The following is a 20,596-nucleotide window of genomic DNA, read 5'->3' on the forward strand; positions in this document are numbered from 1 at the left end:
CCACCTCAAAACACGTAAACGGTTTACGCCAATTTTTTCCTGCGTCTCCTCCCATCTTAGCCATTCATTTCAAAAATCATACTTGTCTGCTGCATGTCCATGGAAGTCCTGGAATATAGTTTAGTTAAGCAAGTGTCCATGCTGTGCAGAATGCTCTGAAAGGAACGGGTTATGAGAAATATTTTATTAAGCTTTGGCTTGCTTTCGGCGGCTGTTTTACTCATCTATTTGTTTCATCCTCAAGAAACCAGTGAAACGATTATTTTCTTTCCGATAGATGAAGCAGCAGCCTATAAATCTGTAAATACTACCCTGACCATGGCACCAGGCAAAAACGAAAAGGAATATGAAATTCAATGGAACATTTACTCTCTTCTTGGCCAGAAAGCCTATCTGCGCCAGGATATGGGACTCTTATTTAAAAATGGGAGGCTGCACGGGAAGACGGCGGAGTGGAAGCAAAATACCGATAATCTAGGCCAAAATCAGGAGTTAGAGGAAAAGGATACAGGGAAATTCCAAGCTGTTACGTTTCACCATTCGGAAATTCATGGAAAAGATGACAGGATTACCAGTGCCCAGGACATGTCTGCGGATCTCTTGTATGCCATTCATTCACCATACAGCCCGATGCGGTCGTTTCGAATTCCACATAGTCAGGACGACCTGGAATGGAAACGGCTTCTCGATACTGCCGAGGAGCGCCAGCTTGAAAAAGCCGAGAACAATGCCCTCAATAAACTCCGGCTCAACCCGGAACATTATTATAAGGTTTGGCTGACTGAGCTTACGCAATTTAAAGACAAGCCCTTCCCTGGGTACACACTAAGGGAAACCAGTGAAATTATCGGCAGGCTGTGGGAAGGATTGTATAAGCACTATTTTTACGGCATAAAAAAACAGGATGGCGCAATCGTCAGTCCAATCGAAAGCACCATCCCGCTTATCATGGTCGCAAAGGACCGCTCTTCCCTGCTCGTATTGACTGAAACAGCCGACCGGGAAGCTGTCCTCCTTATCCAGCAGATTCCAAAAAGGCGCTGACCCTGTTGAAGAGGTTTTGGTAATCCTCATTTTCGGGCTGCAGCTGGACTGCTTCTTCCGCATGTATCCGGGCATCCTCGTATTCTTTTTGCTGAAGGTACACTAAAGCAAGATTATAATGAGCTTCGTGGAAAGCCGGCTTTATATCAAGGACTTGATGAAGATAGTATTTAGCATCCTCGAGATTTTTCAGCTTAATCTCCGCAAAGGAGAGCAGGAATAGGGTATCAGCTGTAGCCTCATCCTGGCTATGATAATCCAGGAGGAGAGACCGGGCTTTTTCATATTCATCGTTTTGGAGATAATCCTGCGCCAAAATCAGGACAGACTGTTCATCAATGATGGCTGAAGAGTGGCTGAACCCATATTGCAGCATCATAAACGTTAGCAAGGCCGTACCTGCCAGGAACCCTGTTTGCTTGAGTATCCTTTTCCTCTTCTTCGGGAAGTGGACAATTCCTGCCGCGGCAAATCCGCCAGCCAGGCCGCCAATATGGCCGGCATTGTCAATCCCTGGCATAGTAAAGCCAAATATAAGATTGATCACCAGAACGGCTAAAATGTTTATGCCCATGGTCCTGAAAAACAACCCCGGGAAGATTATGCCAAAATAAAGCAGGGCACCAAAACATCCAAATATCGCTCCGCTCGCTCCAGCTGACAAATTAGGGCTGAACAGGAAGCTGGCCAGCGAGCCAGCGAATCCCGCAAATATGTAAATGAATACAAAACGGATATTGCCGAATATCCTCTCAACCATTGGCCCCAAGTAAAATAAGGCAATGGAATTCATAAAAAGATGAAGCATGCCTATATGTAAAACCATTGGTGTAAAGAAGCGCCACCATTCCCCCTCCAAGATGAGCGGATTGAATTTCGCACCGAACCTGATCAAGGTTGATGTATCTGTACTGCCTCCGCGCAGCTCCAGAAGCAGGAAGACGAGCACCTGGATAACCAGGAAGACAAAGGTAAAAAATGGCTTCCCTGATTGAAAAAACGCTTGCTCCTCCCTGGCCCTATCCTGGGCATAAGCAAGGGCCTCGGTGCTTAGTGCAGCGGTTTCCCGCTCAAGTTCAGCTTCCCCAGACACCAGGCTGAAAGCTGTACCTGTCACTTGTTCCAATATTTTAAGTGATTGGAATTCATCATTCCTGGATGCGACCACACTTGTTATTTGTGCTTTCCCTTTCGCAGGCACATAGGGAGCATCAATCCTGTGCTGATAATCATCAACAGGAGGGTAGGAAGTAACATACAGGTTCAAAATAGTCATTTTTCCTCTGGCATAACGGCTGCCGATTCTCACTCCCCTGGCTGCGACACTCTCTATATCGCGCTGCAGCCAGTTGCTCCAATCAAGGTCATATCGCAGGAGCCTGATCACCTGGGCTTCCTTGTTTTCCATTTTTTCAAGCCACAGCTCTTGTCGGTCTTTGGATAGCTGTATAATCCGATAGCCATTCCTGACAATCAGGAAATGTGCCGTTTTCCAGAACACATTTTCTTCTAGCCCACTCACATTCTCCCCTACTTTCTAAACATGGGTTCCAAGCTACCTCCATTATAAACCAAGCTGAAGCAAATAAGCACCAGCCCGCCCTCATGCTCCAGTTACCATTTCAGTACAGCCTTAAAAAACAAAAAAAGACCTCGTAAAGGTCTTTTAGTTAAACTCTGAGGGGCCGGAGAATACCGTCCGCATCATTCTGCTTCTGACCCCCGGAATTCCCATCATGGATGTGACTGCAATCCTGCGAAGCATGGCATTACCCAGGATCATATTCATGACTTTATAGCGGTTTTGAAAGACAACATACCCGGCCGCGCTAAAAAAGAGAATCGACATCAGTCTTTTTAACATATACATCCCTCCGCTCTTAGTTTGCAGCAGAACAATACTTTTATTCCGGAAATTTTAGACAAGGGAAGGACTTTTCGGCCAGTCAATGATGCTTTATGAAGGAAAGACTGATTCCTTCACTTTCCTGAGCACGTCTGCCGAGTGGCTGAATTTCTCCTTCTCATCATCGGCCAGGGTAAACTCCAGTACTTCCCTGATTCCATGGCGGTTCACAATGGCAGGTACTCCGATGTAAAGGTCATCCTGGCCATATTCCCCGTTAAGATAGGAGGAGACCGTTAGAATGGAATTCTCATTTTGCAGGATTGCCTTCGTCAGCCGGACCAGCCCCATGGCAATGCCATAATATGTGGCACCTTTTCTTTCAATAATATGGTAGGCTGCATCCCTGACATTGGTAAAAATCTGTTCAAGGTCTTCCTGCCTGTATTCCTTTCTTTCATTAATAATTGTTTCGATTGGCTTGCCGCCAATATCCGCGTGGCTCCAGACCGGCAGTTCCGTATCTCCGTGTTCGCCAATGATATAGGCATGGACGTTTCTGGTATCAATATTGAAGTAATCCCCCAGCAAAAAGCGAAATCTGGCTGTATCAAGGATGGTGCCCGAACCAATGACCCTCTCTTTTGGCAGCCCCGAAAATTTCCATACGGCATATGTAAGGATATCCACCGGATTGGTTGCGATGATAAAAATCCCGTCAAATCCGCTTCCCATTACCTCGCCGACAATTCCCTTGAAAATTTTTGTATTTTTCTCGACTAGATCAAGCCTGGTTTCTCCTGGCTTCTGGTTTGCTCCTGCGCAAACGACTACAATATCCGCAGGCTTGCAGTCCGAGTAATCCCCAAACCATATCTTTGTCGGCGACGGAGCAAACGGCAGCCCGTGATTTAAATCCATCGCATCCCCTTCTGATTTCTCCTTGTTTAAGTCAATCAGAACCAATTCCTCCGCTACCCCCTGGTTCAGCATGGCAAAAGCATAGCTTGATCCCACAAACCCAGTTCCAATCAGAACCACCCGATTCACCCTGTTATTCATAACAAACCCTCCCCGAGTTAATAACGAACCTCATACATAAGAAATTATTCCCAATATGACAGCGAGCAAACACGAAATAAAATTGACCCCATCATTCTGAAGCCAGCCTTTTCCTTTAGTGAGATGGCAGGCTTCCCCGCAATGGTGCCTTTTTTCCACCTCACGGCCGCAAACACGGCACTTGTAGCCCGCTTGGATAAAGGCTCCCAATATCGTGTCCATCATCATCCCTAAAAAACCAAAACCTAAAATTAAAAAGACTTCCCTACTATTCAGGCCGAACAAAAAATAGGCAGCCAAAGCGATTGTACCGGCCCCCAAAAATCCGGCGGCGCTCCCGGTTCCTGAAACAGCACCCGAAGTTCCTGGTTCCACCCTTTTAAAGCTCCTGACAGAGAAAGGGTGATGCTTGCTGAGGGTTCCCAGCTCGGAAGCCCATGTGTCACTGTTGGAGCTGGCAAGTGAAATACAAAAGGCCACTAGCATCCATGGGCTTTCCCACCAAAAATAAGCCAAACCCAAAGCGGCGGCAACCCCTCCGTTCGCAGCCACTTGAAGCCAATCCCGTTTTGATCCTTTTTCATGGAACTCAGTCAAATAACCTTTTCGTTTCTTCTTATAATTTGACAGCAAACTGGAACTAATAAAAAACAAGCCGAGCAAAGAAAGACCCCTGTACCCGAATCCCATCCCGACAAATACCCCGCAAACAAGAGCAGCTCCTGCACCTGACAGGCTTAACAATGAGAATTTCCAGGCAAGGATGGAGACAATTGCAACAAATCCAATCAGCAAGCTAGGCTCCATTCTCTCCGGAAACCTGCCCTTCTTCAGTTATCACTCTGGAAATTGGAATATCATGTGCCTCTATTGGCAGTTCAGGAAAAACCTGGAGTTGAAAAGCGAGGGAAACTGTGTCACCGGTATAATCCGCCAGCAGCCTATCATAATAGCCTCCGCCAAATCCAAGCCTGTAACCTGCAGGTGTAAATGCGAGGCCGGGAACAATCAACAGGTCGATTTTCCCGGCAGGAACTTCAGCTGTTTCAGCAGGTATCGGCTCATATAATCCATAGTAAACCATTTCGAGCTGGGAGAATCGATTGAATGATCTAAAAACAAGCTCTTTATTTTCTGGAATGCATTTGGGGATGGCTACAGCCTTCCCTTCTTCCCATGCTTTGCGGATGATCTGGAACGTATCCACTTCCGGCTGCCTTGAGACTGTAATTCCAATTGTTTTCGCATCTTTCCAGGCTTTATCCTTGTAAAGCTGGCAGGCAACCTGAAATGAAAGGTCCTGATACATTGGGAATGACAAACTATCAAGCTGGCTTTTAACTTTTTCGCGAAATTGCCGTTTCCTATCCATTTCACATCCTCCAATCAAAATGATCGTTGTTATGTAACTGACTTTACCACACCTCAAAAAGAGTTACTGTGTAAAAATTCAATAAATTCGCCACAACAAAAAAAAGCAGCCGGGAAAGTTCCCGATGCTGCTTATTTTGTTTCGCGATGCAAAGTGGCACGCTTTTCTCTTGAGCAGTATTTCTTAAGCTCAAGACGGTCTGGGTTATTACGCTTATTTTTTTTGGAAATATAGTTACGGTCTCCGCACTCTGTGCAAGCTAACGTAATATTTACACGCATGTGATTTTCCCTCCAAACTCATTAACCTAGTTCGTTCATACGACTTTTCTATAATATCACTTTTCTTTTTGAAATGCTAGTACGTTTTTAATTATTTAAATCATACCGCTTGCCTTTTACAAGGTAGAAAACATTTTCGGCAATATTGGTCGTATGATCGGCTGCACGCTCAAGGAACCGGCAAATAAATGACAGCTGGGTAATCTGAGCCGTTTGTTCAGGTTTTTCCTGATTCATCCTAAGCAGGTCAACAATCGTTTGGCCGTACAGCTCATCCACCTGGTCATCCATCTCTGCCACTTTTTTGGCTTTGGACAAGTCTTCCTCTGCAAATGCTTCAAGAGACAAGTTCAGCATCTCAAGGGTAAGCTTATGCATTTGCCTGATATGTTCAATCGGCTTTACCAGCGGTTCACTGCCTATACGGATGGTTGATTTGGCAATATTGACGGCAAAGTCGGCAATTCGCTCTATTTCGTTCGCAATTTTGATGGCGACAATAATCCGGCGAAGATCCACTGCAACCGGAGCCTGTTTGGCAATCAGAAGGATGGCAGCATCATCGATCTCTTCTTCCATCATATTGGCTTTATCGTCATCTTCTATTATTTTCAAGGCCAATTCTATGTCTTTATTTTCAAGGGCCTCCAACGAGCGGGTCAATGCTTCAGAGCTGAAATTGCCCAGCTCGATCAGGCTGCTTTGGAGTTTCCTCAATTCCTCTTCAAACTTTTCCCTTACTACCATTCTTCATGCTCCCTTCATTCCTGGTGATTACAGGCCAAAAGCCTGTTTGGCCCACCTGTAGTTGTCCATATCCTGATCAGCCAAATCGGCCGGTAATATAATCTTCTGTCCGCTTATCGGAAGGGGTGGAAAAGATTTTGTCTGTCTCCGCGAATTCAATCACTTCACCGCTTAGGAAGAAGGCTGTTTTATCGGAAATACGGGCTGCCTGCTGCATGTTATGGGTAACAATGATGATGCTGAAATCCTTTTTCAGCTCCTGGACCAGTTCCTCCACTTTCAAAGTGGATATCGGGTCCAAAGCGGAGGTTGGCTCATCCATAAGAATGACATCCGGCTCTATTGCCAGAGCCCTCGCTATGCATAAACGCTGCTGCTGTCCCCCTGAGAGCCCGTAGGCATTTTCATTGAGGCGGTCTTTTACTTCATTCCAGATGGCGGCGCCTTTCAAGCTTTTCTCAACAATTTCATCGAGAATTTTCTTATCGCGGATTCCGTGGATCTTCGGCCCATAAGCAACATTCTCATAAATAGACTTTGGAAATGGATTTGGCTTTTGGAAGACCATTCCCACACGAGTCCGCAAGTCCTCTACCTGAAAGTTCTTATCAAAGATATTTCGTTCACGGTACAAAATCTCCCCTGAGATGCGGACGATTGGAATCATCTCGACCATCCGGTTCAATGTCTTGATATAGGTGGATTTACCACAGCCGGAAGGACCAATGATCGCAGTCACTTCATTTTCATGGATAGGGAGGTTGATGTTCTTTAATGCATGGTCTTCCCCATACCAAAGATTAAGGTCTTTTGTGTTATATACAATCTTTTTATTTTCCGTTTCAGAGCCGGTTGAAGCAGATAAGTTATTCGTTTTTGCTTTGGCATTACCCGTTAATACTGTCATAGTTGTTGTCCCTCCATGGGTTAATATCGTTTTTGGAATTTGTTTCTAATCAKGATGGCCACTGAGTTCATGACAAACAGGACAATCAATAATACCAGGATGGTAGCTGCGGCAAGATTGGTATACTCGGCTACAAGGGCAGAATCCAGCGTCCAATAATAAATTTGTACAGGAAGGATAGTGAATTTATCAAAAATACTATCCGGAAGCGGAATCAGCAATGCAGGTATCCCAAGGACGACCAGCGGCGCCGTTTCCCCTATTGCACGGGACAAGGCCAAGATCGTCCCTGTTAAAATTCCCGGCAGTGAGGCAGGCAAAACAACGTTTTTAACTGTTTGCCATTTAGTGGCTCCCATTCCAAAAGATGCTTCCCTCAAAAACTGAGGCACAGCCCTGATCGCTTCCTGGCTCGAGACAACAACGACCGGAAGAACAAGCAGAGCCATTGTTAATCCGCCCGCAAGAACGACGTTGCCCAATTCCATGCCTCTTGCAAAAACAGTCAAACCGAGAAGTCCAAACACAACKGAAGGGACACCTGCAAGGTTTGAAATATTTGTCCGGATAAGGGACTGAATCCGGCCCTTTTTGGCATATTCCTCAAGATAGATAGCTGTCCCTACCCCCAGGATCATCGTCACAGGGGCGACTACAGCCATTAACCACAGGGTGCCAAGGATGGCTCCCATAATCCCCGCCCTATCAGGGTCGGTAGATAGCTTATTGGTTAAAAAGTCAAAGTTAATCCATGCTGCGCCATCTTGAATGACTCGATATATAAGAACAACCAAAACGACCAGGCCAAATAGTGTTGCCAGTAAAAATAATGTTTTGGCTAATGTATTCGCAAATAAACGAGAGCCCATTTTCTTTTGAACCTGTTCTACATTCACATGCTTCATAATCAATATTCCTCCCTAAATCTGCGGGAAATATATTGCGCGATAAAGTTCATAACCAAAGTAAATACAAACAATGTCATCGCGACCGCGTAAAGGCTATGGTATAAAGTCGTCCCTGCAGCCGCTTCACCGCCCGATACCTCAACAATATAAGCCGTCATTGTCTGCATCGATTGCGTAACGTCAAAAGTAAAGTTCTTTGAACTTCCGCTCGCAATGGTTACAATCATCGTTTCTCCAACTGCACGGGAGATGCCCAGCACAAAGGAGGCAATAATGCCCGAGATTGCTGCCGGAACAACGACTTTCCAGGTAACTTCCAGTTTGGTCGATCCGAGGGCAAGCGCTCCTTCCCTCATGGAGTTAGGCACGGCACTCATGGCATCCTCGGATAGGGAGGCAACCATTGGTATAATCATAATTCCCATAACAAGGCCTGGACTCAAAATATTGGTTGGCTCCAATCCAGGTATGAATGACCTAAGAAGAGGCGTGACAAAAGTAAAGGCAAAAAAACCATAAACAATCGTAGGAATACCTGCAAGGATTTCCAGGATTGGCTTTAGTACTCTCCTAGCCTTTTCAGAAGCATATTCACTAAGGTAAATGGCTGTCATAAGGCCAATCGGAATTGCCACACACATAGCGATGGCAGTTGATATAAGTGTTCCTGTCAGCAATGGCAAGACGCCAAACACAGCGTTCTGGCCCAATGGCTTTAATTCAGTTCCTGTAAAGAACGAAAAGAAGTTAACTTCCTGAAAGAAGAGAACCGTTTCAGTAATAAGAGTTAAGAGGATGCCAACTGTTGTTATAACGGATACAGCGGCTATTCCAAAAAGAATTCCAGGCACTAGCTTCTCTAAACTGCTGCCAACTGTCCTGTTTTTTTTCTTTTCGGCAATCAGGTCGCTTACAGCGGGCCTTGAATGCTGATCCTGTCTTGTTGATTTCTGCAAATGTAACGAACTCCTTTCACCTCATTAAGGTGGATGAGAATTTAAAACAGGCAAAAGATGAGAAGAAATCCCTTCTCATCTTGCCAGTTAACGAACGGCTATTTCAAATTATTAAGTGCATCCACTGTAGCTTTGAGTTCCTCTTCAGGCAGAGGGGCAAAGCCAGTTTCTTCAGCGACGGCGTTGGCATTTTCCATCGTGTAGATGGCGTAGTCCAATACCTGAGGCTTCTCTTTCGCATTGTTCACATTCAAATAAGAGAATACCGGGCGGGTGAATGGTGCATAGTCGCCATCTTCTGCAATCGTGTCTACTGAAGGTTCTACAGGACCGTTGCCAAAATCAACATTGACCGCAGACAGCTTGTCAGTGTTGCTGGCGTAATAGCCATATCCAAAGAACGCAATAGCGTTTTTATCTTTTGACACCAAGTCAACAAGCGTCGAGTAATCCTGCTGCAAATTGATTCCTTTTACCAGGTCCTGTTCTTCCAGGATATTCTCGAAGAAAAACTCGTATGTTCCATGGTTTTCGTTAGGACCGTATGTTTTAATTTCTTCATCAGGGAAGTCCGAACGAACATCTGACCATTTCTGTTTGCCTGCACTTGCAAGGAAGATGTCCTTGATTTCCTGTTCAGTCAACTCTTTAGCCCAATCGTTCTCTTTGTTGATAACAAACGTCAATCCATCCAGGGCAACTTTCAATTCTTGTACTTCGATGCCGAGTTCCTCAGCCTTCGCTTTCTCTTCATCCTTAATTGGGCGGGAAGCATCGTTGAAATCTGTGCCATTCTCAGCAAGGAACTTGGAGAAACCTGCGGATGTACCAGCGCGGCTCACCTCTACAGAGACATTTTCCTGCTCTCCCATATAGTTTTCAGCCATTCTAGCCATGAAAGGGTAAACAGTCCCTGAACCGTCAATCACTACACTGCCTTCTAATTCCTCGGTTGCGGCTCCATCGCCGTTTCCGCCTTCATTATTTTCATTTTCATTTGCATTTCCGTTGCCGCATGCTGCAGCAATGATGATTGCCGCTAGCAGCATTGCCAGCAGATTAAACTTTTTCAGACTCTTCATTCCGTAATTCCCCCTAAGAGATATGGTTGTTTTGTCCTACAAGTAAAAGAATACATCCACACTATTAACCCTGTTTAAACCGAATGTTAAGGTTTTGTAAATTTGTCTGAAAGATGTAGAATTTTGTTGATAAACAGGGAAAATAGAGAATTTGCTTCTTAAATTAGTTTTTCCCAAAACAAAAAAAACTACCCAAACGGGTAGTTTTTATTCTGTCTGCTCTTCAGCATCATCCTGCTGTTCTGTGGTTACTTCATCATTGATTTCCTGTACAGGTTCCTCGGGAGTCAGGTTTTGTTCCTGTCGTTTTTTCTTTAAATCAAAGTACGTATCAAGCACCCGGCGGCCGATGTCGTTATTGGCATAGTGGCCAGTGCCGCCTTCATAAGCCCATGGAACCATGACCGCAATCGCAACTTCAGGATTTTTGTGCGGCGCATAGGCCACAAGGCTCAGGTTCATGACTTCAGGAGTTTTATCAAATCTCTTTCGTTCAGGACCATCATAAAATGCCTGGGCGGTCCCCGTCTTACCTGCTGGTTTGTACGCCGCACCGGCAAATGCTCCGCGAGCCGTCCCGTTTGGTTCCTGCATGACGCGGCGGAATCCTTCCTGGACGCCTTCAATCCAGCTCGAATCAGCATCGACACGGTTGAGCACCACTGGATCCATCGATTTGATGACAGGGCCTACTTCATTGTTATTCATGACCGGTTCGCGAATTTCCTTTACGATGCGAGGCTGTATCCTGTTGCCGCCATTGGCAATCGTCGATACATACTGTGCGAGTTGCATTGTCGTATACGTATCGTACTGGCCGATTGAATAGTCAAGCAATTTTCCGGGACCACGTTCAGGCCCCTTGAATCCAACCATTTCATTAGGAAGGTCAATACCGGTCCTGACCCCTAACCCAAACTGGGCAAAGGAGTTGCGGAAAATTTCAAAGGTATCCGGCCTCAGCGATAATGGCTGGTCATACCTGTAATTTCCTTCACCTACATTTATCGCCGTCCGGAACATGTAGACATTGGACGAAACCTTAAGCGCATCCTTGTAATTCAAAACACCGAGTCCGGCTCTCCAGGATCTTTTTGGCTGAGTATCTTTAATCTTGACAGGTGTATCCAGGAAAGTCGTTGAAGGTGTAATGGCTCCCCGCTGCAATCCTGTCAGGACGGTTGCTCCTTTAACAGTCGAACCAACAGCATAGGAGGTGGTAATATTACCCAGTGCAAAATCATTAACACTAGTCTTTCCGTTATCATCCCTGGTGATTTGCTTTCCAGCCATCGTCAGCACTTCCCCCGTATGAGGATCCATCATGACGACGAAAGCACGGTCAAGCAGCCTCGTTCCTGCCTTTTGCTTGGTTTTGAGCAATTCTTCCTCAATAATTTCTTCAACGGCCAGCTGGAGATCCATATCAATCGTCAGCACGAGATCTTTTCCTCTTTGCCCTTCGGTAATCACTTCGGTATCCAGAACATTACCTGCTTTATCAGTAACATTTTTCACCTTGGCTTTTTGGCCGCGAAGAATATCTTCATATTGCATTTCGATATAGCTTTTCCCAACCCGGTCATTCCTGCTGTAATCCCGGGAGAGATAATAATCGAGCTGCTCACGGGGCAAGCCCTCGGAAGCATCCGTCACTTTCCCAAGCACGGTTTGCAGTGTGCCTCCGAAAGGATATTTGCGGTCCCAATCGGTTGTCGTATCAACCCCGGGAAGCTGTTCCAGGTTTTCACTGACAGCAGCATATTCTTTTTCTGTCACTTCTTTTTTCACGATCTGCGGCGACAGCGCATAACCGCTGTTAAATTCCCTGAAGATGGCGAGAACTTCAAGGTCATGGTCTGTGAACTCTTTTAGGTCCTCTTCGGTAATCCGTTCAAGCTGGAGGTCATAAATTTTCTTATCATCCAGTTCCTTTTCTTCATATAAATCCCATTCTTCTTCAGTGATTTTTTCCTTGGCGCGTTCAGGATTTTTCAGGATCCAAAAATCCTTTTTATCCCGGTCACGGACAGATTCCGTATCCTTTTCGATCATTTTCGCAAGGCGGTCTGCTACTTCAAGCATTTCTTCCGTACTCGTCCCTTGGCTTTTGGTATACGTTATCGCATTGCTGGGAGTATTATCAACAATGGTTTGAATGTTCCGGTCATACATTTTCCCACGCGGAACCGGATTGTTTACCGTTACATCCTCCGTGCGTTCAATTTCGCGTTTAAAGTCTTCCCCATAGACAATCTGTACAATTCCCAGCCGCAAAACAAGCATGGAGAACAGAACAAATACAACGAAGAACAGCATATTCAGCCTGAACGGTACTTGCTTTTTCTTTTTCTTACCCACGGTCTTCCCCTCACCTTTCCTTTACAAAGGTGGTCCATGTAAAATGCACCATCCTTTATTCTAAAGGAAAAACGAGGATATTTCTATTACCAAGTCCGCTGGTGTTTCTTTCCACCCAAGAGCTATGCCGAAGAAAACTTGATATGCCTTACAAAAAAGTAGATAAAGAAATGCCCGCTACCAATTATGAGCAGCAAATACGGCAGAGCCTTTTCCTGATCAAAAAAAGTGATGGTTGCCAGGAAAAGGAGGATGGAAACTACTCTTCCGATATTTAAAAACACTTCTTTGACGACAATATATTCAATCCGCATTTCAGCCGCCATCCATCCTCTTCCAATCACATCATACGTAAGGGACATGTAGGGAACCAGAAGCAGCGGGTAAGCCACTGCAATGACTGAGGCATATATGAGGAGGCGGGAATAGCTCAGGTCGAATACGATTAAAAACATAGAAAGAAACAGCAATATGCCCCCCGATAGAATGGCCTTCTTTCGGTACTCCTTCTTCAGCAAGCGTGAAACGAAAAAGTAGGCTATAAAGGAAATGCCCGAGTTGATTAGCCCGTATGTACCCAGCGCCATTTCGCTTCCGGTGGCGATAAACACAAAAACGGAAATAATAAAAACAAATGTGCCTTCCCTTAACCCCTGAAGGATGTGCGCATTTGTAACCATCCGCCAATTCCTGCTATTTTGCCTCTCCCGCCAAATTCGTACGAACCAGTATTTCCCTTCTGCCGGCCGGCGCTTCAGAAAAAAGCTCATGAACACGGCTGCTGAAAACAGCACAAGTGAAATACCGAAAATAACCGTGTATCCTGTAAATTTCTCCAGTTTTGAGATAATCAAACCGGCTGCGATTGGCCCAATCATCCCCCCTGCCGATGAAAGGATTCCAAGAAACCCGTTGAAAAAATCCCTTGTTTCCGGTTCGGTAATTTCAAAGGTCAGCACATTAAAAGCCAGCCAGTAAAAACCATAGCCTATCCCAAGGAGCCCCCCAAGCAAAAGCAGGTATTCGGAGGCCCTGGTGCCAAAAAATAGCACAGCCATGTAAAAGATGGCTAAAAAAGTCACACCTATTCTTAGTACAATGACCCTGTCGACTTTCTTGGCCCACCTCCCAGCAAGGATAAACGTAATCGGCTGCATGATGACGACGGCAAGATTGTACAGCCCAAGGTCCGTGAAATTTCCCGACTGTTTCCATAAATAAATATTTACGAAGGTATTGGACAAGGCGATGCTTAACGAATACAGGCCCCCGATCACCAATAAAAGTGTTAAATCCCTCGTAAGTTCTACATCTCCAATCAGTTTTTGAAATTTGCTCATTAAGAAACTCCCCTTTTTTCTTCTCGGGTAGTTTCTAACAATCAACACTCACTTATTCACTTATTGAGAGGATAAAAAAAGACAGGCGRAAAACCGCCTGTCCCTGTAAAACCTGATTATTTTGCTTCGTTAAAACGCTTGTTCACTTCTTCCCAGTTTACAACGTTCCAGAATGCACCAATGTATTCCGGTCTTCTGTTCTGGTAGTTAAGATAGTAAGCATGCTCCCAAACGTCAAGGCCCAGAACTGGAGTCTTTCCTTCCATCAATGGAGAATCCTGATTTGGAGTGCTTGTAACTTCAAGCTGGCCGTTGTTGACAACAAGCCATGCCCAGCCGGATCCAAAACGGGTTGTAGCAGCTTTAGTGAACTCTTCCTTGAAGCCTTCGAAGCTGCCGAACTTTTGGCTGATTGCTTCAGCAAGTTCGCCTGTTGGCTCACCGCCGCCATTCGGGGAAATGACTTGCCAGAACAAAGTATGGTTGGCATGTCCGCCGCCGTTATTGCGCACTGCTGTACGAGCGCTTTCCGGAACAGCATCCAGGTTGGAAATTACTTCTTCCACTGTTTTGGAAAGAAGCTCTTCATTTCCTTCCAAAGCATTGTTCAGGTTTGTTACATATGTGTTGTGATGCTTAGTGTGGTGGATATTCATTGTTTCCTTGTCGATGTGTGGTTCAAGTGCATCGTAAGCGTAAGGTAATTGCGGTAATTCAAAAGCCATATTTAACATCCTCCTATGTATCATATTTCCCAAGAACGTTTCCAGCCAATTTTCAGATATTAGAATCGTTCTAAAGGACCCAGATTTAGATTACCAAAGAACGGTAATCAATTCAAATAAAATGCTTTCTTGACAACCCCGTTTAGGATAGCCCTTTTTCCTTAGCCATATACAAGTTAGTGCCTCCATATGACATTTCGGAAATTTGTCATTATTGTAAAACCATTGGTTTGTCAACGATTTTTGTCGCATTAGCCTTAAAACGGTACCATTTTTTACCAAAACACCATTGACATAGTAGCTACAATTCTTTTAAATCAAAGGTGTAAAGGCTGTATTAAGGAGTAGATCCTCATGCAAAAAAACATCTCATTATATAGTTTAGTTCTGCAGCATTTCATCGATAAGGAATCAATGCAGCGCATAAAAGCAGGTACCATTCTCTTTCAGGAGGAGGACTCTGTCCAGTATATCTACTTGCTCCTCAGCGGCACTCTTTCAGTTGGACGGGTCCATGTAAAAGGCAAAGAATTCATCATGAAAATGTTAAGCGGTGAAGAGATGGTCATTGAGTATGAACTTTTCAAGCATTCACCGAGATATTATTTTTCGGCGAAGGCCCTGACAGACTGTGAATTGATTATGATCAGAAGAGAAGTATTCGAGGATTTCGTCCAAAGCGAACCATTTGCTTTGAACTCACTGGCAACCTGGCTTAGCACCCGTTATCTAAAAGCCCAGATGAAATGCCAGGACCTGATCATGAATGGAAAAAAGGGCGGCCTTTATTCCATCCTCATCCGCCTATGCAACAGCCATGGCATCATGACGGATGAAGGTATTCTCATTGATTTGCCGCTCACCCATCAGGAACTGGCCAATCTCACATTTGGGACGAGGGAAGTCATTCAGCGCATGCTCAAAGAATTGCGGGAGCATGATGTCATCGCTTATGACCAGCTTAAATTCACCGTCAAAAATCTTTCCTATCTGAAACAGGAAGTAGACTGCCAAAGCTGCCCCTATGAGATATGCGGATTAAACTAGCGAAAAAATCGTGCCCGGGCACGATTTTTTCGCTTTGATATGGTTATACAATAAAGAGGAAATAGATGATCATGAGAGCCTGGATCAGCCCTTTGGCAGCAACGCTGCTGATAAAGCCGATTACCGACCCAAAGCCGATTCTCACGGCGTCACTGAAGTTTTTGCGCTTAACAAGTAGTTCCGCCAATACTGCCCCAACAAATGGTCCAATGACGATGCCAACAATCGGGATGATGAAAGGACCAGCCAAAAGACCGATTGTACTGCCCCACACCCCTGCTTTTGACCCGCCATATTTTTTTACCCCAATCATGTTCGCAATATAATCGGCACCAAACAGAAGGATGACAAATAAGACTTGCACGGTCCAAAACAGCCAGTTGAACGCTTCGAACGAGAAGAAAATCCCATAAAGCACAAAGCCTGCGAATATAAACAGCACGCTCGGAATGATTGGAAACAGCAATCCGGCAAACGCGACAGCAAACAAAAGAATGATGATTGTCCAAAAAATATAATCCACGATCCTGGCCTCCTAAACAAGAATAGAGCGAAGGGCAATCCCTTCGCTCTATTTTATCTTATTCCCTATCTTCAAGTACATAGTCAGCAATGTTTACTGCATGGTCGCCAATACGTTCCAGGTTGCTGACGATATCGACAAAGACAATGCCCGCTTGTCCGGAACACGCTCCCTCATTGATGCGGAGGATATGCTGTTTCCTGAGGCTTCTTTCCATTTTGTCGATTTCTTCTTCCTTTTTAACAACCTTTTCCGCCATTAATTTATCATTCTGGTCAAAAGCCTGAAGCGCATTTTTGACTGTAGAGATGGTCAGGGTGAACATTTTTTCAAGGTCATCCATCGCAGTATCAGTCATTTTCACCTTATTGGCCATCTGGTATTCAACAAGTTCAAGGATGTTTTCAAAATGGTCGCCCATACGCTCGATATCGCGGACGGTATCCATCAGGTTGCCATGTTCTTTTGACTCATGATTTGACAATGAGCTGGTCGAAAGCAATACCAGGTAGTCGGTAATTTTGCGGTCGAGATTATTGATCGCATCCTCCAGCTGATAAGCTGTTCCAGAATGTTTGGCATTCTTTGTTTTGAGGTAAAGATTTGTTTCTTCAAGTCCCTGTACAGCAAATTTACCCATGCGCAGCACCTCTTCCTTCGCTTGTCCAATCGCAATGGAAGGAGACTGTTCAATAAAGATTGGGTCAAGATGCTGAGCCTTGTATTCAATAACGGAATCTTGTCCAGGAATCAACTTTGTTACAATATAGGCCAGCGCTGCGACAAATGGCAGCTGGATCAGCGTATTGCTCACATTGAAAATTCCGTGGGCAAACGCGATGGTCATTTCCGGGTTTAAATTCAATGACCCCTGAATAAGCTCAATCAGAGCCGTAAACGGGCGAAGCAGCACCATGAAAATAAATGTCCCAATCAGGTTGAACAAGACATGTGTCGCAGCCGCACGGCGGGCTGCAACGGATGTGCCGATCGCCGCTAGAACCGCAGTGATGGTTGTTCCAATATTATCTCCGAACAAAACAGGCAAAGCAGCATTCAAAGTTACGAGCCCGTCGCCAAACAATCCCTGGAGAATCCCGATTGTGGCACTGGAGCTCTGGACAATGACGGTAAACAATACACCGATGACGACACCAAGAATTGGATTTGAACTCATTTCCATCGTCAAATCAGTGAATGCCTGTACTTCACGAAGCGGCTTCATTCCGGTACTCATCAGGTCAAGTCCGTAGAACAAGGCTCCGAACCCAAAGACAATCTGGCCAAAGTGCTGAACTTTTTTATGTTTAAAGAAAAACAGGAGGATGGCACCGACAGCAATAATCGGCAATGCATAGTCCCCGATTTTGATACCGATAATGAAAGCTGTAACCGTGGTACCGATGTTCGCTCCCATGATTACTCCGATTGCCTGACGGAGATTCATGAAACCGGCAGCGACAAGGCCGACTGTCAAAGCAGTAGTCCCACTGCTTGACTGGATGAGAATGGTTACAAACATTCCTGCAAGCACACCCATGACCGGGTTGGATGTAAACCGGTCCAAAATGTCCCTTAGGCGGTCACCCGCAGACTTTTGCAGGCCGTCGCCCATGTATTTGATTCCAAAAAGGAAAATACCCAAGCCGCCCAAAAAGCTAAACAGCATTTCTTGTACATTAACTTCCATTTTTTCAACCCCTACATTTTCGACTAAATTCAACAAACCTCTACAATTATGCTTGAATCTATAAGACAATGTAAATAAGTTTAGAGTTAAATTTACATTAGCTTAACAATTTGCAGTTATGTTACAGGAATGTTACAAAAGAGAGGGTCGTCCCGCTTGTGAATCTTTCCTTATCAAGATAAAATGAATCCGTTACTATAGAAAGAGGTGTGTTTGGATGAATGTTTTTAAACAGCTATTTAAAAGTTTGTATTCCCCTAAAGATATTGCTTCATACCGAAGCCAGGGGATCGGCAAAACAATCCTGTATGTCTTCCTGTTATCGCTTATTTCGGTGCTCCCTTCCGTTTTTTATATGAATGGCGCCCTCAGGGAAGCCGTCCAGATGGCCAGTGAATCCTTGAACGAACTTCCCGATTTTACAATCGATAATGGCCAGCTGCATTCCGAGGCAAAAGAACCACTCACAATTCAGGAAGGGTCCTTTTCCATCATTTTTGACCCAACAGGGGCCATGGACTCCGGTACGGTATCGGAAATGGGGGACGGAATTGCGTTGCTGAAAAATGAAGTTGTCCTTAGTGCAGGGGGAGGGATAAATACAGCTGCCTATTCCATGCTTGGCAATGAGCCAATCTCGAAGCAGGATTTATCCGACCTGCTGGCAGGCTCCCATTCCGCTTTACCCATCATCATCTCCCTGTTGGCAGGAACCATTTTCCTCGTCAACAGCGCACTTAAATTCATAGAAGTATCAGTGCTTGCCTTATTTGGGCTTATTCTTAAGAATATCCTGGCCAGACCTCTGCAGTATCGCCATGTTTGGCGGATGGCTGCCTATAGTGTCACCTTGCCTACCCTATTTTTCACGGTAATGGATTTGCTGAAGACCACCGTACCTTATGGATTCATGCTTAATTGGACTATTGCCCTGATCATCCTGCTCCTGGCGATCCAGGAAATTCCGCAAAAAGATAAACCCTCCCTTGCATAAGTAATCGCCCGTCTTGCTGCGGGCGTTTTTTTGTTCTAAATTTCTCCTCTGCCGCATATAAATGGACAAACCCTGCAAGGAGGATTTTCCATGAAAAAGCTGGCTGGATTTTTGTTCATTATCCTTTTATGTTACTCTGTATACCACGATTTTAACCAAGGTAGTCTTCCTGCAGCCGGAAAAAGCCAGAAAACTGAGACTATTGCTCCAAAACAGGATTCTCTTCCTTATTTTAAAAAGGATATCGGGCCGGGAGATACCGTACTTTCCGTGCTTGAAGATAAATTAAAAGGCCCCCTCCCTGTTCCCATTTCCAAAGCGGTTCAGGACTTCCGGAATTTAAATAACGGGATGGAACCGGAAGCCATTCAAATAGGGAAGGCGTATAAATTTCCTGATTACCCTGTTGAAGATTGACATAATTTAATGGTAAACAACTTTTCTTGTCAATCTTAGCAGCACCCTGATAGAATAAACAGGTAAAGATTCTTCTATTATTTATAGGGAATTGCGCAGGCGCCTTGATTTTATCTAACAAAAAGGAGCGAAACACTGTTGAGTGAAATCATACATCGTACGAAAACCCGCCCGGTTCGTGTTGGAAACCTGACAATCGGCGGTAATAATGAAGTAGTTATCCAAAGTATGACAACGACGAAAACACATGATGTGGAAGCCACTGTGGCTGAAATAAAACGCCTTGAGGAAGCCGGCTGCCAGATTGTCCGTGTTGCCTGCCCAGATGAGCGGGCGGCAAACGCCATTGCCGACATTAAAAAGCAGATTAATATCCCTCTTGTTGTCGATATCCATTTCGATTATAAGCTCGCCCTTAAAGCAATTGAAGGCGGAGCGGACAAGATCAGGATTAATCCTGGAAATATCGGAAGACGTGAAAAGGTGGAGGCTGTAGTAAAGGCGGCCAAAGAACGCGGCATTCCGATTAGGATTGGTGTAAATGCCGGTTCACTCGAACGAAAGATTCTCGAAAAGTACGGATATCCAACTGCAGATGGGATGGTCGAGAGCGCATTACATCATATCAAAATTCTTGAAGACCTGGATTTCCATGATATCATCGTTTCGATGAAGGCTTCAGATGTAAACTTGGCAATTGAAGCCTATACAAAAGCAGCAAAGGCTTTTGATTATCCCCTCCACCTTGGCATCACCGAATCAGGTACCCTGTTTGCAGGAACAGTAAAGAGTGCTGCCGGCCTGGGCGCCATCCTTAGCATGGGAATTGGAAACACGGTGCGGATCTCATTGAGTGCCGACCCTGTGCAGGAAGTGAAAGTGGCGAGGGAGCTTTTAAAATCATTCGGGCTCGCCTCCAATGCGGCAACATTGATTTCCTGCCCTACGTGCGGACGGATTGAAATCGACTTGATTTCCATTGCCAATGAGGTGGAGGAATATATCCAGAACATTAAGGCCCCAATTAAAGTGGCCGTTCTCGGCTGCGCGGTGAACGGACCGGGAGAGGCTAGGGAAGCTGACATTGGAATTGCCGGAGCCCGCGGCGAAGGGCTGCTGTTCCGCCATGGGAAAACGGTGCGCAAAGTTCCTGAAGACCAAATGGTTGAAGAACTGAAAAAAGAAATAGATAAAATTGCCGCCGAAAAACTGAGCGAAATGGCCCAAAAATAAGAAAAGCGCAAGCGCCTGACTTTATGACCTTGAAGAGGCCCGGATTTCTCCGGGCCTCTTT

Annotated in this window: 20 protein-coding genes and 1 pseudogene; 5 read left to right on the forward strand and 16 right to left on the reverse strand. The window is 45.1% G+C overall.

Annotated features, from left to right (window positions below; translation table 11 throughout):
- Positions 1-171 precede the first annotated feature (171 nt).
- Positions 172-1,044, forward strand: coding sequence for a hypothetical protein (locus ADU22_RS22115; protein WP_053364100.1), 873 nt, complete (start codon positions 172-174; stop codon positions 1,042-1,044).
- Here ADU22_RS22115 and ADU22_RS22120 read toward each other — a convergent pair.
- From ADU22_RS22120 to ADU22_RS22180, 14 genes and pseudogenes are all read right to left on the reverse strand, one after another.
- Positions 1,016-2,566, reverse strand: a complete 1,551-nt coding sequence (locus ADU22_RS22120; RefSeq protein WP_053364101.1) for a rhomboid family intramembrane serine protease — start codon at positions 2,564-2,566, stop codon at positions 1,016-1,018. The genes ADU22_RS22115 and ADU22_RS22120 overlap by 29 nt on opposite strands.
- A gap of 144 nt (positions 2,567-2,710) precedes the next feature.
- Positions 2,711-2,908 (reverse strand): protein YqgO, encoded by a 198-nt coding sequence (gene yqgO, locus ADU22_RS22125; RefSeq protein ID WP_053364102.1) that lies wholly within the window; start codon positions 2,906-2,908, stop codon positions 2,711-2,713.
- A 93-nt stretch (positions 2,909-3,001) separates the two neighbouring features.
- Positions 3,002-3,952 carry an L-lactate dehydrogenase gene (locus tag ADU22_RS22130; protein WP_053364103.1) on the reverse strand — a complete coding sequence of 317 codons (951 nt, stop codon included), beginning with the start codon at positions 3,950-3,952 and terminating at the stop codon, positions 3,002-3,004.
- A gap of 30 nt (positions 3,953-3,982) precedes the next feature.
- Complete coding sequence (locus ADU22_RS22135; RefSeq protein ID WP_053364104.1) at positions 3,983-4,759, reverse strand: DUF92 domain-containing protein; 777 nt, start codon at positions 4,757-4,759, stop codon at positions 3,983-3,985.
- Complete coding sequence (locus tag ADU22_RS22140) at positions 4,749-5,324, reverse strand: 5-formyltetrahydrofolate cyclo-ligase (RefSeq protein ID WP_053364105.1); 576 nt, start codon at positions 5,322-5,324, stop codon at positions 4,749-4,751. Before ADU22_RS22140 ends, ADU22_RS22135 begins: the two co-directional genes overlap by 11 nt.
- Positions 5,325-5,455: 131 nt before the next feature.
- Complete coding sequence (rpmG, locus tag ADU22_RS24465; protein ID WP_019242566.1) at positions 5,456-5,605, reverse strand: 50S ribosomal protein L33; 150 nt, start codon at positions 5,603-5,605, stop codon at positions 5,456-5,458.
- A gap of 87 nt (positions 5,606-5,692) precedes the next feature.
- Positions 5,693-6,352, reverse strand: coding sequence for a phosphate signaling complex protein PhoU (gene phoU / locus ADU22_RS22145; protein ID WP_053364106.1), 660 nt, complete (start codon positions 6,350-6,352; stop codon positions 5,693-5,695).
- A 76-nt stretch (positions 6,353-6,428) separates the two neighbouring features.
- Positions 6,429-7,196: pseudogene (gene pstB / locus ADU22_RS22150) on the reverse strand (phosphate ABC transporter ATP-binding protein PstB); the annotation flags it as partial.
- Between the two features lie 83 nt (positions 7,197-7,279).
- Complete coding sequence (gene pstA, locus ADU22_RS22155; RefSeq protein WP_053364108.1) at positions 7,280-8,164, reverse strand: phosphate ABC transporter permease PstA; 885 nt, start codon at positions 8,162-8,164, stop codon at positions 7,280-7,282.
- 2 nt (positions 8,165-8,166) lie between these two features.
- On the reverse strand, positions 8,167-9,072 hold the full coding sequence (gene pstC / locus ADU22_RS22160; protein WP_502688770.1) for a phosphate ABC transporter permease subunit PstC: 906 nt from the start codon (positions 9,070-9,072) through the stop codon (positions 8,167-8,169).
- 149 nt (positions 9,073-9,221) lie between these two features.
- A complete protein-coding gene (locus ADU22_RS22165) occupies positions 9,222-10,205 on the reverse strand; it encodes a PstS family phosphate ABC transporter substrate-binding protein (protein ID WP_053364110.1) in 984 nt (327 codons plus the stop codon).
- 207 nt (positions 10,206-10,412) lie between these two features.
- Positions 10,413-12,524: a peptidoglycan D,D-transpeptidase FtsI family protein gene (locus tag ADU22_RS22170; RefSeq protein ID WP_069188102.1), complete on the reverse strand. Its 2,112-nt coding sequence runs from the start codon at positions 12,522-12,524 to the stop codon at positions 10,413-10,415.
- 164 nt (positions 12,525-12,688) lie between these two features.
- Positions 12,689-13,906 (reverse strand): MFS transporter, encoded by a 1,218-nt coding sequence (locus ADU22_RS22175; RefSeq protein ID WP_053364112.1) that lies wholly within the window; start codon positions 13,904-13,906, stop codon positions 12,689-12,691.
- A gap of 116 nt (positions 13,907-14,022) precedes the next feature.
- Complete coding sequence (locus tag ADU22_RS22180) at positions 14,023-14,631, reverse strand: superoxide dismutase (RefSeq protein ID WP_046526329.1); 609 nt, start codon at positions 14,629-14,631, stop codon at positions 14,023-14,025.
- Positions 14,632-14,985: 354 nt separating this feature from the next.
- On the opposite strand from ADU22_RS22180, the gene ADU22_RS22185 reads away from it, so the two are divergent.
- Positions 14,986-15,678 carry a Crp/Fnr family transcriptional regulator gene (locus tag ADU22_RS22185; RefSeq protein ID WP_053364113.1) on the forward strand — a complete coding sequence of 231 codons (693 nt, stop codon included), beginning with the start codon at positions 14,986-14,988 and terminating at the stop codon, positions 15,676-15,678.
- A gap of 43 nt (positions 15,679-15,721) precedes the next feature.
- Here the strand turns inward: ADU22_RS22185 and ADU22_RS22190 are convergent, their stop codons facing one another.
- Both ADU22_RS22190 and ADU22_RS22195 read right to left on the reverse strand, forming a co-directional pair.
- Entirely contained in the window at positions 15,722-16,201 is a 480-nt protein-coding gene (locus ADU22_RS22190) for a DUF456 domain-containing protein (protein WP_053364114.1), read from the reverse strand.
- 58 nt (positions 16,202-16,259) lie between these two features.
- Complete coding sequence (locus ADU22_RS22195) at positions 16,260-17,891, reverse strand: Na/Pi cotransporter family protein (protein ID WP_053364115.1); 1,632 nt, start codon at positions 17,889-17,891, stop codon at positions 16,260-16,262.
- Positions 17,892-18,108: 217 nt separating this feature from the next.
- On the opposite strand from ADU22_RS22195, the gene ADU22_RS22200 reads away from it, so the two are divergent.
- The 3 genes from ADU22_RS22200 to ispG all read left to right on the forward strand — a co-directional run bounded on the left by ADU22_RS22200 (position 18,109) and on the right by ispG (position 20,535).
- Positions 18,109-18,885: a DUF1189 domain-containing protein gene (locus ADU22_RS22200; RefSeq protein WP_053364116.1), complete on the forward strand. Its 777-nt coding sequence runs from the start codon at positions 18,109-18,111 to the stop codon at positions 18,883-18,885.
- Between the two features lie 90 nt (positions 18,886-18,975).
- On the forward strand, positions 18,976-19,302 hold the full coding sequence (yqfZ, locus tag ADU22_RS22205; protein ID WP_053364117.1) for a protein YqfZ: 327 nt from the start codon (positions 18,976-18,978) through the stop codon (positions 19,300-19,302).
- A 147-nt stretch (positions 19,303-19,449) separates the two neighbouring features.
- Entirely contained in the window at positions 19,450-20,535 is a 1,086-nt protein-coding gene (ispG, locus tag ADU22_RS22210; RefSeq protein ID WP_156324472.1) for a flavodoxin-dependent (E)-4-hydroxy-3-methylbut-2-enyl-diphosphate synthase, read from the forward strand.
- The last annotated feature ends 61 nt before the right edge of the window (positions 20,536-20,596 follow it).

Origin of the sequence: Bacillus sp. FJAT-27251 (genome assembly GCF_001273925.1) — a bacterium.
GTDB lineage: Bacteria > Bacillota > Bacilli > Bacillales > Cytobacillaceae > Mesobacillus_B.

Bases quoted from the DNA above. Each gene is read 5' to 3' on its own strand.
- ADU22_RS22115 (WP_053364100.1), top strand. From the start codon at position 172: ATGAGAAATATTTTATTAAGCTTTGGCTTGCTTTCGGCGGCTGTTTTA.
- yqfZ (WP_053364117.1), top strand. From the start codon at position 18,976: ATGAAAAAGCTGGCTGGATTTTTGTTCATTATCCTTTTATGTTACTCT.
- ADU22_RS22185 (WP_053364113.1), top strand. From the start codon at position 14,986: ATGCAAAAAAACATCTCATTATATAGTTTAGTTCTGCAGCATTTCATC.
- yqgO (WP_053364102.1), bottom strand. From the start codon at position 2,908: ATGTTAAAAAGACTGATGTCGATTCTCTTTTTTAGCGCGGCCGGGTAT.
- ADU22_RS22200 (WP_053364116.1), top strand. From the start codon at position 18,109: ATGAATGTTTTTAAACAGCTATTTAAAAGTTTGTATTCCCCTAAAGAT.
- ADU22_RS22195 (WP_053364115.1), bottom strand. From the start codon at position 17,891: ATGGAAGTTAATGTACAAGAAATGCTGTTTAGCTTTTTGGGCGGCTTG.
- ADU22_RS22175 (WP_053364112.1), bottom strand. From the start codon at position 13,906: ATGAGCAAATTTCAAAAACTGATTGGAGATGTAGAACTTACGAGGGAT.
- ADU22_RS22165 (WP_053364110.1), bottom strand. From the start codon at position 10,205: ATGAAGAGTCTGAAAAAGTTTAATCTGCTGGCAATGCTGCTAGCGGCA.
- rpmG (WP_019242566.1), bottom strand. From the start codon at position 5,605: ATGCGTGTAAATATTACGTTAGCTTGCACAGAGTGCGGAGACCGTAAC.
- phoU (WP_053364106.1), bottom strand. From the start codon at position 6,352: ATGGTAGTAAGGGAAAAGTTTGAAGAGGAATTGAGGAAACTCCAAAGC.
- ADU22_RS22180 (WP_046526329.1), bottom strand. From the start codon at position 14,631: ATGGCTTTTGAATTACCGCAATTACCTTACGCTTACGATGCACTTGAA.
- ADU22_RS22135 (WP_053364104.1), bottom strand. From the start codon at position 4,759: ATGGAGCCTAGCTTGCTGATTGGATTTGTTGCAATTGTCTCCATCCTT.
- ADU22_RS22170 (WP_069188102.1), bottom strand. From the start codon at position 12,524: ATGCTGTTCTTCGTTGTATTTGTTCTGTTCTCCATGCTTGTTTTGCGG.
- ADU22_RS22130 (WP_053364103.1), bottom strand. From the start codon at position 3,952: ATGAATAACAGGGTGAATCGGGTGGTTCTGATTGGAACTGGGTTTGTG.
- ADU22_RS22140 (WP_053364105.1), bottom strand. From the start codon at position 5,324: ATGGATAGGAAACGGCAATTTCGCGAAAAAGTTAAAAGCCAGCTTGAT.